Consider the following 16,374-nt stretch of genomic DNA (forward strand, 5'->3'; position numbering starts at 1 on the left):
TCCGGCGGTCGTCCTCACGGCCGCCTTTGTCATGGCCGTCGGCGCGCAGGGCGCGGCGGTCGCCCTGCCGGCCAGGGCCGCGGCCGCCGACCAGGAGTTCGCATCCTCGTTCGAGACCGGTGACCCGGTGCCGGACTGGCTCAACACCGTCGACACGACGGCGGACGGGAGCAAGCGCGCCTCGGGTGTGGACGGCGGCTACAGCACGGGCATTCCGGGCAATGTCACCGACCATGTGACCGAGGTCCGGGCCAGTGGCGAGAACGAGGGCGCGGGCGAGGTGAAGGAGAACCTCGTCGACGGCGAGCCCGGCACCAAGTGGCTGACCTTCCAGCCCACCGGCTGGGTCGAGTTCGACCTGGACAAGCCCGTCAAGCTGGTGACGTACGCGCTCACCTCGGCCAACGACTTCGACGAGCGCGACCCGAAGGACTGGACGCTGCAGGGCTCGACGGACGGCAAGGACTGGAAGACGATCGACACCCGCTCCGGCGAGTCCTTCCCGGAGCGCTTCCAGACCAAGTCGTACGACCTGGCCCAGCCGGGCGAGTACCAGCACTTCCGGCTGGACGTGACGAAGAACAACGGCGCCCCGGACATCCTGCAGATCGCCGACGTGCAGTTCTCGACCGGCGGCGGGGGCGGCCCGGTGCCGCAGGACATGCTGTCGCTGGTGGACAAGGGCCCGAGCGGCTCGCCCACGGCCAAGGCGCGGGCCGGTTTCACCGGCAAGCGGGCCCTGCGCTACGCCGGACGGCACACGGCGGCCGGCCGGGCGTACTCGTACAACAAGGTCTTCGACGTGAACGTGAAGGTCGGCGCCGACACGCAGCTGTCGTACCGCATCTTCCCGTCGATGGCCGACGGTGACCGCGACTACGACGCCACCAACGTCTCCGTGGACCTGGCCTTCACCGACGGCACCTATCTGAGCGACCTGGGCGCGCGGGACCAGCACGGCTTCCCGCTGTCGCCGCGCGGGCAGGGCGCGGCGAAGGTGCTCTACGTCAACCAGTGGAACAACGTGGCCTCGCGGATCGGCTCCGTGGCGGCCGGCAAGACCGTCGACCGGATCCTGGTGGCGTACGACTCCCCGAACGGCCCGGCGAAGTTCCGGGGCTGGATAGACGACGTGGCGCTCAGGCCGGTGGCCCCGGAGAAGCCGAAGGCGCACCTGTCGGACTACGCGCTGACCACCCGCGGCACCAACTCCAGCGGCAGCTTCTCGCGCGGCAACGACTTCCCGGCCACGGCCCTCCCCCACGGCTTCAACTTCTGGACGCCGGTGACCAACGCGTCTTCGCTGAGCTGGCTGTACGAGTACGCACGTGCGAACAACAGCGACAACCTGCCGACGATCCAGGCGTTCAGCGCGAGCCATGAACCGAGTCCGTGGATGGGCGACCGGCAGACCTTCCAGCTGATGCCGTCCGCCGTGACCGGCACCCCGGACACCGGCCGTGAGGCACGGGAGCTGGCCTTCCGGCACGAGAACGAGACCGCGCGGCCGTACTACTACGGCGTCAGGTTCGAGAACGGCCTGAAGGCGGAGATGACGCCGACCGACCACGCGGCCGCGCTGCGCTTCACCTACCCGGGCGACGACGCGAGTGTGCTGTTCGACAACGTCACCGAGCAGGCGGGCCTGACCCTGGACAAGGAGCACGGGATCGTCACCGGCTACTCGGACGTGAAGTCGGGCCTCTCGACGGGCGCCACCCGGCTGTTCGTGTACGGCGTCTTCGACAAGCCGGTGACGGACGGCGCCTCCAGCGGGGTCAAGGGCTATCTGCGGTTCGACGCGGGCGCGGACCGCACGGTCACCCTGCGCCTTGCCACCTCCCTGATCAGCGTCGACCAGGCGAAGGACAACCTGCGCCAGGAGATCCCGGACGGCACGTCCTTCGACACCGTCAAGGCGCAGGCCCAGCGGACCTGGGACAAGCTGCTCGGCAAGGTCGAGGTGGAGGGCGCGACCCCGGACCAGCTGACCACGCTCTACTCCAGCATGTACCGGCTGTACCTGTACCCGAACTCCGGTTTCGAGACGGTCGACGGAAAGGCGCAGTACGCCTCCCCCTTCTCGCCCATGCCGGGCCCGGACACCCCGACGCACACCGGCGCGAAGATCGTCGACGGCAAGGTGTACGTCAACAACGGCTTCTGGGACACCTACCGGACCACGTGGCCGGCCTACTCCTTCCTGACGCCGTCCCAGGCGGGCGAGATGGTCGACGGGTTCGTGCAGCAGTACAAGGACGGCGGCTGGACCTCCCGCTGGTCCTCCCCCGGTTACGCCGACCTGATGACCGGCACCTCCTCGGACGTGGCGTTCGCCGACGCCTACGTCAAGGGCGTCGACTTCGACGCGAAGGCCGCGTACGACGCGGCGGTCAAGAACGCGACGGTCGTTCCGCCGTCCTCGGGCGTGGGCCGCAAGGGCATGAGCACCTCGCCGTTCCTCGGCTACACCAGCACCGACACGCACGAGGGCCTGTCGTGGGCGATGGAGGGCTACGTCAACGACTACGGCATCGCCAGGATGGGCGAGGCCCTCTACAAGAAGACCGGCGAGAGGCGCTACCAGGAGGAGTCCCAGTACTTCCTCAACCGCGCCCGGGACTACGTCAACCTCTTCGACTCCAAGGCGGGCTTCTTCCAGGGCCGTGACGCCAGGGGCGACTGGCGGACGGACTCCGCGAAGTACGACCCGCGCGTGTGGGGCTACGACTACACGGAGACCAACGGCTGGGGCTACGCCTTCACCGCCCCGCAGGACAGCCGGGGCCTGGCCAACCTGTACGGCGGCCGGAGCGGCCTCGCGGAGAAGCTCGACGCGTACTTCTCCACCCCGGAGACCGCCTCGCCGGACTTCGTCGGCTCCTACGGCGGTGTCATCCACGAGATGACCGAGGCCCGGGACGTCCGCATGGGCATGTACGGCCACTCCAACCAGGTCGCGCACCACGTGATCTACATGTACGACGCGGCCGCCGAACCCTGGAAGGCACAGGCGAACGTCCGCGAGGCGCTGTCCCGGCTCTACACGGGCAGCGAGATCGGGCAGGGCTACCACGGCGACGAGGACAACGGCGAGCAGTCGGCCTGGTACCTCTTCTCCTCGCTGGGCTTCTACCCGCTGGTCATGGGCAGCGGCGAGTACGCCATCGGTTCCCCGCTGTTCAAGAAGGCGACCGTGCACCTGGAGAACGGCCGGGATCTGGTGATCAAGGCGCCGCGCAACAGCGCGCAGAACGTGTACGTGCAGGGCGTGACGGTCAACGGCCGCCCCTGGACGTCGACTTCGCTCCCCCACTCACTGCTGGCCAAGGGCGGCGTGCTGGAGTTCTTCATGGGGTCCAAGCCCTCGACCTGGGGCACGGGCAAGAACGCGGCGCCGGCCTCCATCACCCAGGACGACAAGGTGCCGACCCCCCGCGCGGACGCGCTGTTGGGTGACGGCGCCCTGTTCGACAACACATCGGCGACGAGCGCCACGGTCACCTCGGTGGACCTGCCGGTCGGCGATGCCGTCGAGCCCGTCCAGTACACGCTCACTTCGGCGGCGGACCACACCAGGGCGCCGACCGGCTGGACCCTGCAGGGCTCCGCCGACGGCACGACCTGGAAGACCCTGGACCACCGCTCCGGCGAGGCGTTCACCTGGGACCGCCAGACCCGGGCGTTCACCATCGCCTCCCCGGGCTCGTACGCGAAGTACCGCCTGGTCCTCGACGGCGAGTCGACGCTGGCGGAGGTGGAGCTGCTGGCCTGACCGCGGCACGGAGAAGGGGGCGGGCCCGCTCGGGTCCGCCCCCTGTCGTGTGTGCGGCGCTCAGCCGGTGGCGAGCGTGAACACGTGCAGGTCCGTGTTCTCCGGCAGCTTGACGCTCCGGACGGACTTGCCGGCCGGTGCCGCGAACGGCTTGGTGGCGAAGACGTACGTCGCCACCGGGTCCTTGTCGGCGCCCGCGACATTGCGGTACGCGGTCTTGGCGACGACCTCGTTGCCGTACTGGACGGTGCCGCCGCCACCGCCGACGGTCCAGTCGGTGAAGGAGAGGTCGACGGTGTCGGTCGTGCCGTCCGTGTAGGTGACGGTCGCCTCGGTCTGCTGGTTGCCGTTGACGGCGCTGCCGATGAAGGACAACTGGGTTGTGGGGCTGGCCAGTTCGATGGTCTGGCCGGTGGCCGAGGCGTTGTCCGGGCGCGCCGCGGGCGAGTTCGGCCAGGTGAAGGTCAGACCGTCGACCGTGCCCTGCCCGCCCGGGGTGAGTCCGGCCTCGGCGAGGGCCTGGCGGGAGTAGCTCCAGCCGCCGCCGTCGAAGTCGGCCTCGTCGTGCTCGCCCTCGTCGTCGGAGACACCGGTGTTGTTGTAGGCGGCGAGCAGGGTGCCCGGTGCGGCCACGGTGAGGGAGACCGGCTGCTCGTAGGAGGTGTCGCCCGAGGTCACCGTGACCTTGACGGAGGAGAAGCCCTGGCCGGCGTCCTCGGCCGCGGTGAGGGTGATCTCCTGGGAGCCGTCGGTGACCGTGCCCTCGGCGGGCGTGGCCGTGACTCCGGAGGGGGTCTCGACCCGGAAGCGCACCTCGGGGCCGGTGCCGCCGCTCAGCGCCAGCGCGCGGATGCCGATCTTCGCGCTGTCACCGGGTGCGACCGTGGCGGCGGTGGGCCCGACCCCGATCTGGTACGGCTGCTCGCCCTCCCGGAAGGACGGCGGCGGGGAGGCCGCGCCCCAGGTGCGGTCGGGCGTGGTGGAGAGGGTGTAGTCGAGGCGGCCGCCGTCGCGCACGAAGGAGGCGGGCAGCCAAGGCCGGTCGCCGGCCAGCCCGTTGACCTTCAGGGACCGGATGTACGGCGCGTCGGCCGCGGCTCCCGTCGCGCGGATGGAGATGTGGTTGCCCTGGGGGCGGTCGATCTCGATCCGCTCGAACAGAGGTGAGGCGAGGACGAGTTCGGCCCGGGAGGGCACCTGCGGGTACATGCCGAGCGCGGAGAAGACGTACCAGGACGACATCGCGCCGAGGTCGTCGTTGCCGGGGATGCCGCCGGGCTCGGTCGACCAGAGCCGGCGCATCGCCGCGCGGACGGTCTCCTGCGTCTTGTAGGGGGCGCCCGCGTAGTCGTACAGGTAGGGCACGTTGACGGACGGCTCGTTGTCCAGCTCGGACTTGGTGCCGCCCTGGCCGGTGAAGGCCCAGTCTCCGTCGCCGGTGTGGAAGAAGTCGTCGAGCCGGGCCAGCGCCTTGTCCGTGCCGCCCAGCGCCGCGAACAGGCCCGCCGGGTCGTGCTGGACCATCCAGGTGTACTGGGCGGCCGTGCCCTCCACGAAGCCGTTGCCGGTGTCGGGGGTGAAGCCGGTGACCCAGCTGCCGTCGGCCTTGCGGTTGGCGACGTAGCCGCCGCTCGGGTCGGCCGCGATGTTGAAGTTGTTCTGCCACCACTGGGCGCGGCGGGCGAAGGCGGCCGCCGTGTCCTTCTCCCCCGCCGCCGCGGCGAGTTGGGCGAGGGAGAAGTCCGCGGTGGACATCTCCAGGGTCTCGGCGGCGCCGCCCCAGGCGTTGGAGACGCTGGGCATGTAGTGGAGTTTCAGGTACTTGTCGAGCGACGGACGCTGGCCCACGGACAGCACCGGCTTGCCGGCCGCGGACAGGTCCTGCGGTGTGGGTACGGTCGCCGCCCTGACCAGTGAGTCCAGGGCGCCCTTGAGGTCGAAGTCGGTGCCGCCGAAGGCGTGGATGCCGGCCAGGGCGGTGGGCGAGGGGTCGCCGTTCATGACGTGGGTGCCGCTCGCGCCGTGCAGCCAGCGGTCCCAGATCCCGCCGTTCTGCCCGGCGAGTTCGTACAGCGACTGGGCGATGTCGGAGCCGGTGCGCGGGTCGAGGAGGGTGAGCAGCTGCACCTGGTCGCGGTAGACGTCCCAGCCGGAGAAGGTGCCGTACTGCGCGTGGTGGCGCCGGTCGACGGTGTGCGGCCTGCCGTCCGCACCACGGTATCTGCGGTCGGCGTCGCTGATGACGTTCGGATGCAGCAGGGAGTGGTACAGCGCCGTGTAGAAGGTGGTGCGTTCGGCCTCGGTGCCGCCGCCGACCCGGACCGCGTCCAGCCGGTCGCGCCAGGCCCGCCGCGCCGCGTCCTGGACGGCGTCGAAGGAACGGCCCGGCGGGTTCTCCGCGGCGAGGTTCGCCTCGGCGCCCGCCTGGCTGACGTAGGAGATGCCGACCTTGACGTTCACCGGGCCGGTGCCGGGCGCGAACCGCACATACGCTCCGGCGCCCTTGCCCGCGACCGGCCGGCCGCCGTGCGAGAAGCCGCCCGTGCCGCCGGAGGCATGCAGGGAGCCGGGGCTCAGCCTGTCGTCCTGCCAGGTGCCGGTGGCCGTGAAGTCACGGTCGAAGCGGGCGGTGAAGTACAGGGTGTAGTAGGAGCGTCGGCCCTCCGGGTCGAGGTAGCCGCAGAAGTTCCCGGAGGTGACGGAGCCGGAGACGGTCCGGGTCGCCGGATCGACGGTGACCGTCGAGTCCTCCGAGCCCACCTCGGAGTTGGCGGTGCGCACGAGCAGCGAGGCGGGCTTGTCCGCCGGGTAGGTGAAGCGGGCCGAGCCCGTGCGGGTGGTCGCGGTGAGGTCGGCGGTGACGCCGGAGGCGAGGCCCACCTGGTAGTGGCCGGGCTCGGCGGTCTCGTCGGCGTGCCGGAAGTCCGAGGCGTAGACGGCGTCCTTGGTGTCGCTCGCCGGGGAGGAGGTGACCTCGCCCGCGTACGGGAAGAGCGGGATGTCGCCGCTGCCGCCCGCGCACCCGGTGCCCGACATGTGGGTCAGGCTGAAGCCGCGGATGCGGGTGGCGTCGTACTGGTAACCGCCGGGCGCGGCCGTACGCGTGGCGTCGCCTCTGGTGTTCTCCGGGCTGAAGGAGAACATGCCGAACGGCACGACGGCGCCCGGGAAGACGTTGCCGCCGTTTCTGGTGCCGATCAGCGGATCGACGTACGGGGTCGGGTCCTTGACGAGACTGGGGGGAGCTGCGGTCGCCGCGAGGGCGGGGGTGGCGCCGGTCGCGAGCACCGCGGCCAGCAGCAGGGACGTGGGACGGAATCGCATGGCGCGGCCCTTCCTCCTGACGGACGGGTCGCGCACCACAGGTCGCACAAGCCGCAGGGACAGTAACGTGCGCCACCCGTAGCACGGAAGACCGCGTACGCCCCGGCGGGCGCGCGCCGGGATCACCCGGTCGGGCTACCCCAAGTGGGTTGACATCGTTGTCGGTTGAGGCGGTAGAGTCATGTACAGACCATACGACAACGTTGTCGCGCCCCACACGGTCGAGGCCCGCCCAGGCCTCACCGCCACAAGCCAGCACCACCCGGGCAGGGACACACCCCCCTCACCTGCCCGGCTCGCGGACCCGGTGCGCACGGCCACCGGGTCCGCCCAGAGCGGCTCAACCGACCTGACAGGGAAGGGTGGTGGAATCTTCACCGCCGGAGCCCTGGACGACGTAGCCGAACGTCGTGCTCTGCCCCGGACTCAGCGAGCCGTTCCAGTCGGCGTTGTGGACCATCACGTCCTGACCGGTGTAAGTCGCGTTACCGTTCCAGAGGCTGGCCACCGACTGGCCGGCGGGCAGCGTCCAGTCGGCCATCCAGCCGAGCATCGGGACGTCACCGCTGTTGGTCACCGTCACCTCGGACTGGTAGCCGCCGGGCCAGGTGCCTATGGTCTTCCGGCTCGCGGTGCAGGTGCCGGGCGGGGGTTCGGTGGGGTGGCCGGGGTCGTGGACCCCCGTGACCTCTCCGTTGCCGCCGTCGAAGACGACGTCGGAGCAGGAGTAGTCGGCCTCGACCGTGCCCGGGGTGCCGTTGAGCGGCGGGTGGTCGACGGTCAGGAACGGCTGGTCCTCCATCTCGTCCCAGGTGAGCGGCTTGGTCGGGTCGTAGATGTCCTTGGTGACGTACACGTAGAACCAACCCGGTTGTGCTGCCCAGGCGTTGCAGGAGAAGTCGACCGTGGCGCCCGCGGTCAGATGGGTCACCGGCCAGTCGTCGCGGGCCAGGTCGAAGCCCGTGAAGTTGGGGTTGCCGCCGCCGCACAGCTTGCCGTCCGGCACGAAGCCGCGGGTGCGGCCGGCGCCGTCCGAGCGCAGCACCGAGAACCAGTTGTAAAACGGCGTGGTGCCGCCCGCCTGCTGCGCCGCCTTGCAGGCCGGGCTGACGGCCTTGATCTCCCCGGTGTCGGTGAGCGCGTCCTGCCAGCACAGGAAGGTCCGGCTGCCCGGCTTCATGGGCGTGCCGTGGGCCGAGGCCGGGGTGCTCGCGGCGAGGATCAGACCGAGGGCGGGGAAGGTGGTGAGCAGGGCCAGGAGGACGAGGAGGAGGGCTGCGTCGCGGGTGGGGTGGGGTAATCGGGGGCGCTTCGGGAGGCCCGGCTGGGTTGTCGTAGACATGACATATCCACCTTTGAGCGTGGTCGCAGTCGTACGGTAGGAGGACAGGGCGGAAGCGCGCCCGTGCGGTCCGGGCGGGTTCCGGTCCACCTGGGCCGCGACAGGGCCATCGGGACCTATGGGAGCGCTCCCACCCCTAGTGCGTGAAGCTAGCGCGCAAGGTGTCAGGTGTAAACGCCCGTCGCCGGCGCTGTGACACAAGGACCGGCGTGAAGAAAAGGACCGGCATACCAGTCGGAATGTGATGTCCATCGCTTGGACCAGCCGTAGTCACCCAGAAAGGCCGGTGCTAGAAATATCGCATGTGGGACCTTTTGGCCCGATTCAGGCGCATCTCAAGGCGTGCAGTGGTCGGCAAGAGCCCCCGTAGCGTCGCCGGGCAGGTCTTCATCCTGCAGGTGGGGCTGGTGGTGGTGCTTGTGGTCTGCGCCGTCTTCGCCCTTGTCCTGCAGTCGGAGCGTGACACCAGCACGGAGGCCAAGCGGCGGTCCATAGCCGTCGCGCAGACCTTCGCGCACTCTCCTGGCGTCCTCCAGGCCCTGCAGACCCCCGAACCGTCGAAGGTGCTCCAGCCGCTCACCGAGGCGGGGCGCAAGAGCGCGGGCGTCGACTTCATCGTCGTCATGGACACCAAGGGCATCCGTTACACCCACCCCATACCGAGCAAGATCGGCCATCGGTTCGTGGGCAAGATCGGACCGTCACTGGCCGGGCAGGTCTACACCGAGAGCGTCCACGGCCCGCTCGGCCACGAGGTCCAGGCGACCGTTCCGATCAAGGACACCCACGGGAAGGTGGTCGCCCTCGTCTCCGCCGGGCTGAAGGTCAAGAACGTGACCAGCGAGGTGAACCGGCAGCTGCCGATCATCCTGGCCGCCGGTGCCGGAGCGCTCGTGCTGTCGACCGGCGGGACGGCCCTGGTGGGCCGGCGGCTGCGGCGGCAGACCCACAGCCTGGCCCCGGCCGAGATGACCCGGATGTACGAGCACCACGACACGGTGCTGCACTCGGTGCGGGAAGGCGTGCTGATCGTCGCTGACGACGGGCGGCTGCTGCTGGCCAACGACGAGGCCAGGCGGCTGCTGGAGCTGCCCCCCGAGGCCGAGGGACGAGACGTGCGGGAGCTGTCGGTCCTCGACCCCGAGATGACGCAGCTGCTGGTCTCCGGGCGCGAGGCGACCGACGAGGTGCACTTCGCCGGGGGACGGCTGCTGGCGGTCAACCAACGGCCGACGGACCGCGCGGGAGGTCCCCGGGGCACCGTGGTGACGCTCCGCGACTCCACCGAGCTGCAGGCGGTGTCCGGCAGGGCGGAGGCCGCCCGGGAGCGGCTCGAGCTGCTGTACGACGCGGGACTGGGCGTCGGCACCACCCTCGACGTGGTCCGCACGGCCGAGGAGCTGGCGCAGCTCGCCGTCCCGCGCTTCGCCGACTTCGTCACCGTGGACGTGGCCGACGCCGTGCTGCACGGAGAGGAGCCGGCCCCCACGGCGACGGACTTGCGGCGCGTCGCCGTGAACGGCATCCGGGACGACCATCCGCTCTACGAGAAGGGCCGGCTGATCGACTTCCTGCCCTCCACCCCGCAGGCGCGCGGCTACGACGCCGGCCGCTCCGAGCTGGTGACCGACCTGTCGGCCGCACCGGGCTGGCAGGCACAGGACCCGGTGCGGGCCCAGCAGATCATCGAGTTCGGCATCCACTCGCTCATCGCCGCCCCGATCAAGGCCGGCGGTGTCGGGCTGGGCATGGTCAACTTCTGGCGGTCCAAGCGGGACGCCTTCGACGAGGAGGAGCTGTCGCTCGCCGAGGAGCTGGTGGCCCGGGCCGCGGTCAACATCGACAACGCCCGCCGGTACACCCGCGAGCACGCGCTGGCGGTCACCCTCCAGCGCAGCCTGCTGCCGCGGGCGCTGCCCGAGCAGAGCGCCCTGGAGGTCGGGTACCGCTACCTGCCCGCACAGTCGGGGGTGAGCGGTGACTGGTTCGACGTGATCCCCCTGCCGGGGAGCCGGGTGGCGCTGGCCGTCGGAGACGTGGTCGGGCACGGCCTGCACGCGGCCGCGACGATGGGCCGGCTGCGGACCGCGGTGCACAACTTCTCCACGCTCGACCTGCCGCCCGACGAGCTGCTCAGCCATCTGGACGACCTGGTGAGCCGCATCGACCAGGACGAGTCCGCGTGTGCCCAGTCGGCCGGGGAGATCGTCGGCGCCACCTGTCTGTACGCGATCTACGACCCGGTGACACGCCGCTGTGTCATGTCGCGTGCGGGGCACCTGGCGCCCGCGCTGGTCCACCCCGACGGCAGCGTCACCTTCCCCGAGCTGCCGGGCGGACCGCCCCTGGGCCTCGGCGGCATGCCGTTCCGGACGGCCGAGCTGGAGCTGGCCGAGGGAACCCAGCTCGTCCTCTACACCGACGGGCTGATCGAGGACCGCCGGCGTGACCTGGACGTGGGTATGGAGCTGCTGCGCCAGGCGCTGGCGGGGCACCCCGACCGGCCGCCCGAGGAGAGCTGCCAGGCGGTGCTGGACGAGCTGCTGCCCGAGCGGCCGAAGGACGACGTCGCCCTGCTCATCGCGCGCACCCAGGCGCTGCCGCCCGAGAACGTGGCCGACTGGGACGTGCCGCGCGACCCGGCCGCCGTCTCGGGGATGCGCGGGGCCGTGTCCGAGAAGCTGGAGGAGTGGGGCCTGGCCGAGCTGGGTTTCGGCATGGAACTCGTGCTCAGCGAGCTGATCACCAACGCCATCCGCTACGGCTCCGACCCGGTCCATGTGCGTCTGATCCGTGACCGCACCCTGGTCTGCGAGGTGTCCGACGGCAGCAGCACCTCACCGCATCTGCGGTACGCCGCGACGACCGACGAGGGCGGCCGGGGTCTGTTCCTGGTCTCCCAGATGACCGAGCGCTGGGGCACCCGGTACACACCCCAGGGCAAGGTGATCTGGGCCGAGGTGGCGCTGCCGGACGTCACGGAGCTGTTTGCGGACTGAGCGGATGCAGGCGGAGCTGCCGAGCGGCCGCGGGGAGTTCGACCGTGAACTCGGTCCGGCCCGGGGCGCTGGTCACGCCGATGCCGCCGCCGTGTGCCGCCGTGATCCCGGCGGCGATCGCGAGCCCGAGGCCCGAACCGCCCTGGGAGCCGGGGGCCCGGGAGCGTGAGGTGTCGGCCCGGGTGAAGCGTTCGAAGACGGACGGGAGCAGGTCGGGCGGGATTCCGGGGCCGTCGTCGCGGACGCGGATCACATGGCGGCTGCCGGTGGACTCGACGGTGGCGGTGACGGTCGTACCGGGCGGGGTGTGCACGCGCGCGTTGGCCAGCAGGTGGGCCACCGCCTGGCGCAGCCTGGCCGCGTCCCCGGTGACCGGCGCCGGGGTGTCCGGGCGCAGTTCCAGCCGCCAGACGTGATCGGCGCCGGCCGCCCGGGCGTCCCACACGGCCTCCGCGACCACCGCGGCGAGGTCCACCTCGGCTGTCTGCAGCGGGCGTCCCTCGTCGAGGCGGGCGAGCAGCAGCAGGTCCTCGACCAGCTCCGTCATACGGGCCGACTCGGCGAGGACGCTGCGCCAGGCGAGGTCGGGGGCGACGCGGTTCATCAGTTCCGCGTAGCCGGCGATGGAGGTGAGCGGGGTGCGCAGTTCGTGGCTGGCGTCGGCGACGAAGCGGCGCATGCGTTCCTCGCCGCGCCGGCGCTCGGCGAGCGAGGCCTCGACATGGTCGATCATCCGGTTGAGGGCGGCGCCGACCTGGCCGGCCTCGCTGCCGGGGTCGGTGTCGGGCTCGGGCACCCTCGGCAGCGCGGTGATCCGGCCGTGGCCGAGCGGCACCCGGGAGACCTCGACGGCGGTGGCGGCGACCCGGTCGAGCGGGCGCAGCTGCCGCCGGATGACGACCGCGCAGACGCCGCCGGCGAGCGCGAGTCCGGCGCCGCCGACGATCGCCTCGGTCTCGACCAGTCGGCCGAGCGTGGCCCGGACGTCGTCCATGGGCAGGCCGGTGAGGACGCGGATGCCGCTCGCGTCGAGGGCGGTGACCCGGTAGGTGCCGAGTCCGGGCACCGTCCGGGTGTGCGCCGAGCCGTCGGCCCGGATGCCGGTGAGGGCGGCGCGCTGGGCGGAGGTGAGGGTGCGCGGGGCCGCGTCCCGGGTGACGACGGCGGCGGCGACGAGGTGCCCGGCGGCATCCAGCCGGGCGGCGAGCAGCCCCTCGGTGTGGCCGCCCTCGCGCAGGAAGGCGAGGTCGGCGGGGAGTTCGGGGTGGAGTGCGGCCGCGCCCACGCTGCGTTCGGCGGCGTCGTTCACCCGGTCGTCCAGGATGCCCAGGAGATAGGCGCGCTGGGCGAGGACGGTGGTGAGGGCGAGCGCGGCGCACACGCCCACGAGGGTGGCGGTGATGAGGACCAGCAGGCGCGTGCGCAGCGAGCGGGCCCACGGGCGGCGGCTCATGTACCGATCCTGTCCCGGTCCGCTGGGGGAACCCTGTGTTCCGCCTGAGGGTGGGTGATGACCTGGGGCGGACCGGCTCGGACGCAGCCCGGACCGGCTCGGGTACGGCTCGGGTACGGCGAAGGGCCGCACCCCCGTCACCGGGGATGCGGCCCTGTACCGCTGTGCCCTGCCGCTTACTTGCGGATCAGGCTGCGCAGCACGTACTGCATGATGCCGCCGTTGCGGTAGTAGTCCGCCTCACCGGGGGTGTCGATGCGGACGACCGCGTCGAACTCGACACCGGAGTCGGTGGTGACCTTGACGGTGCGGGGCGTGGTGCCCTCGTTCAGCTCGGTCACGCCGGAGAAGGAGAAGGTCTCCTCGCCGGTCAGGCCGAGGGACTCGGCGTTCTGGCCCTCCGGGAACTGCAGCGGCAGGACGCCCATGCCGATGAGGTTCGAGCGGTGGATGCGCTCGTACGACTCGGCGATGACGGCCTTGACGCCGAGCAGCGCGGTGCCCTTGGCGGCCCAGTCGCGGGACGAGCCGGAGCCGTACTCCTTGCCGGCCAGGACGACCAGCGGGATGCCCTGCTCGATGTAGTTGCGGGAGGCGTCGTAGATGAACGACACCGGCGCGTCGGCCTGCGTGAAGTCGCGCGTGTAGCCGCCCTCGGTGCCCGGCGCGATCTGGTTGCGCAGGCGGATGTTGGCGAACGTACCGCGGATCATGACCTCGTGGTTGCCTCGGCGGGAGCCGTAGGAGTTGAAGTCACGACGCTCCACACCGTGCTCGGTGAGGTACTTGCCGGCCGGGGTGTCGGCCTTGATGGCACCGGCCGGGGAGATGTGGTCGGTGGTGACCGAGTCGCCCAGCTTGGCGAGGACGCGCGCACCGGCGATGTCGGTGACGGGCGCCGGCTCGTGGGCCATGCCCTCGAAGTACGGGGGCTTGCGGACGTAGGTCGACTCGGCGTCCCACTCGAAGGTGTTGCCGGTCGGGATCGGCAGCGACTGCCACTGGGCGTCGCCCGCGAAGACGTCCTGGTAGGACTTGTTGAACATGTCCTCGCCGATGGCGTTGGCCACGACGTCGTTGACCTCGGCCTCGGTCGGCCAGATGTCGGTCAGGTAGACCGGGTTGCCGTCCTGGTCGGTGCCGAGGGCGTCCTTGGTGATGTCCACCTTCATGGAGCCCGCGAGGGCGTACGCGACGACCAGCGGCGGGGAGGCCAGGTAGTTCATCTTGACGTCGGGGTTGATACGGCCCTCGAAGTTCCGGTTGCCGGAGAGGACCGAGGTGACCGCGAGGTCGTGGTCGTTGACGGCCTTGGAGACCTCCTCCGGCAGCGGGCCGGAGTTGCCGATGCAGGTGGTGCAGCCGTAGCCGACGAGGTTGAAGCCGACCTTGTCGAGGTACGGGGTCAGACCGGCCTTGTCGAAGTAGTCGGTGACGACCTTCGAGCCCGGGGCGAGGGTGGTCTTGACCCACGGCTTGCGGGTCAGGCCCCTCTCGACCGCCTTCTTGGCCACCAGGGCGGCGGCGACCATGACGTACGGGTTCGAGGTGTTGGTGCAGGAGGTGATGGCCGCGACCGTCACCGCACCGTGGTCGAGGGTGTAGGTCGTGCCGTCGGGGGCGGTGACCTGAACCGGGTTGGACGGGGCGCCGTTGGGGTGGATGGCGGGGGCGTCGGAGGCCGGGAAGGACTCCTGGCCCGCCTCGTCCACGCTGTCGACGTAGTTGCGGACGTCCTGCTTGAACTGCTCGGCGGCGTTCGCGAGGACGATGCGGTCCTGTGGGCGCTTCGGGCCGGCGATGGACGGGACGACCGTCGACAGGTCCAGCTCGAGCTTCTCGGAGAAGTCCGGCTCGGCCTTCGGGTCCAGCCAGAGGCCCTGCTCCTTGGCGTACGCCTCGACAAGCGCGACCTGCTGGTCGCTGCGGCCGGTCAGACGCAGGTACTTCAGGGTCTCGTCGTCGATCGGGAAGATCGCGGCGGTGGAGCCGAACTCCGGCGACATGTTGCCGATGGTGGCGCGGTTCGCGAGGGAGGTGGCGGCCACGCCCTCGCCGTAGAACTCGACGAACTTGCCGACGACACCGTGCTTGCGGAGCATCTCGGTGATGGTCAGCACGAGGTCCGTGGCGGTGGTGCCGGCGGGCAGCTCACCGGTCAGCTTGAAGCCGACGACGCGCGGGATGAGCATGGAGACCGGCTGGCCGAGCATCGCGGCCTCGGCCTCGATGCCGCCGACGCCCCAGCCCAGCACACCGAGGCCGTTGACCATGGTGGTGTGCGAGTCGGTGCCGACGAGGGTGTCGGGGTAGGCCTGGCCGTTACGGACCATGACCGTGCGGGCCAGGTGCTCGATGTTCACCTGGTGGACGATGCCGGTGCCCGGCGGGACGACCTTGAAGTCGTCGAAGGCGGTCTGGCCCCAGCGCAGGAACTGGTAGCGCTCCTTGTTGCGGCCGTACTCCAGCTCGACGTTCTGGGCGAACGCCTCGTTGGTGCCGAACTTGTCGGCGATGACGGAGTGGTCGATGACCAGCTCGGCCGGGGAGAGCGGGTTGACCTTCGCCGGGTCGCCGCCGAGCTCCTTGACGGCCTCACGCATGGTGGCGAGGTCGACGACACAGGGAACGCCGGTGAAGTCCTGCATGATCACGCGGGCCGGCGTGAACTGGATCTCCTGGCTGGGCTGGGCCTGCGAGTCCCAGCCGCCGAGGGCGCGGATGTGGTCGGCGGTGATGTTCGCGCCGTCCTCCGTGCGGAGCAGGTTCTCCAGCAGGACCTTGAGGCTGTACGGCAGGCGAGCGGAGCCCTCCACCTTGTCCAGCCGGAAGATCTCGTACGACTCGTCGCCCACCTGCAGCGTGCTGCGGGCGTCGAAGCTGTTCGCCGACACGACAGTCTCCTTCATTGATGTGCGCGTACTCACCACGATCCTGCCGCCACGGCATCTGGGCCGATCCGCTAAGGTAAGGCTAAGTTAGGTAACCCTTACCAGGGTGGCGGCTGCGGTGCTTCTCGGCAGATATCTCGATGTCGAGATAACTCTAGTACACGGGGGCTGGCTGGTCATGTCCGGCCGGGCCCGACCCTGCCGTTTTTCGGTGGCGTCGGCCACAGGACGATGCGCGAAGATCGCGACATGTCTCTCGATACCGCACTGATCGGCCACTGGGACAGCTCCCCCTTCGACTACGGAGTGATGGAGGCGTCGGAGCTGGAGTTCCTCGACGACGGACGGGGCAGCGGCACGGTGGCCAACGCCCTGGGGGAAGACGTCACCAAGTTCACGTGGCACTGCCCGGAGCCGGGGGTGCTGGAGGTGCGCGACGAATACGGCGGCGTCGAGCGGGTCCGGTACGCCGTCGCGCCCGTCGCACCGGTGCACGCGACGGACCCCGTGCCGGCGGTCCGCTTCGAGCCGTCACTGTTCTTCGCCCGGGACTACGCGAGGATTTGTGCTGTATCCGGGTGATTGCTAGA

The 16,374-nt window shown here is 70.7% G+C and carries 7 protein-coding genes; 3 read left to right on the forward strand and 4 right to left on the reverse strand.

Annotated features, from left to right (window positions below):
- Positions 1-31 precede the first annotated feature (31 nt).
- Positions 32-3,775: a GH92 family glycosyl hydrolase gene (locus CRP49_RS01720; RefSeq protein WP_097251832.1), complete on the forward strand. Its 3,744-nt coding sequence runs from the start codon at positions 32-34 to the stop codon at positions 3,773-3,775.
- Positions 3,776-3,835: 60 nt separating this feature from the next.
- On the opposite strand, the gene CRP49_RS01725 is transcribed toward CRP49_RS01720, so the two are convergent.
- On the reverse strand, positions 3,836-7,099 hold the full coding sequence (locus tag CRP49_RS01725) for a GH92 family glycosyl hydrolase (protein ID WP_097251833.1): 3,264 nt from the start codon (positions 7,097-7,099) through the stop codon (positions 3,836-3,838).
- 340 nt (positions 7,100-7,439) lie between these two features.
- The gene (locus tag CRP49_RS01730) at positions 7,440-8,441 is read right to left on the reverse strand and encodes a lytic polysaccharide monooxygenase (protein ID WP_097251834.1); all 1,002 of its coding nucleotides are present in this window, start codon (positions 8,439-8,441) and stop codon (positions 7,440-7,442) included.
- A gap of 302 nt (positions 8,442-8,743) precedes the next feature.
- On the opposite strand from CRP49_RS01730, the gene CRP49_RS01735 reads away from it, so the two are divergent.
- Positions 8,744-11,440, forward strand: a complete 2,697-nt coding sequence (locus CRP49_RS01735; protein ID WP_097251835.1) for a SpoIIE family protein phosphatase — start codon at positions 8,744-8,746, stop codon at positions 11,438-11,440.
- Here the strand turns inward: CRP49_RS01735 and CRP49_RS01740 are convergent.
- Positions 11,418-12,893: an ATP-binding protein gene (locus CRP49_RS01740; protein WP_097251836.1), complete on the reverse strand. Its 1,476-nt coding sequence runs from the start codon at positions 12,891-12,893 to the stop codon at positions 11,418-11,420. The genes CRP49_RS01735 and CRP49_RS01740 overlap by 23 nt on opposite strands.
- A 176-nt stretch (positions 12,894-13,069) precedes the next feature.
- Positions 13,070-15,787: an aconitate hydratase AcnA gene (acnA, locus tag CRP49_RS01745; protein ID WP_097257146.1), complete on the reverse strand. Its 2,718-nt coding sequence runs from the start codon at positions 15,785-15,787 to the stop codon at positions 13,070-13,072.
- 246 nt (positions 15,788-16,033) lie between these two features.
- Between acnA and CRP49_RS01750 the strand changes: the two genes are divergently transcribed.
- Positions 16,034-16,366 carry a hypothetical protein gene (locus CRP49_RS01750; RefSeq protein ID WP_097251837.1) on the forward strand — a complete coding sequence of 111 codons (333 nt, stop codon included), beginning with the start codon at positions 16,034-16,036 and terminating at the stop codon, positions 16,364-16,366.
- Positions 16,367-16,374: the final 8 nt, after the last annotated feature.

The organism is Streptomyces sp. Ag109_G2-15 (genome assembly GCF_900215565.1).
Lineage (GTDB): Bacteria > Actinomycetota > Actinomycetes > Streptomycetales > Streptomycetaceae > Streptomyces > Streptomyces diastatochromogenes.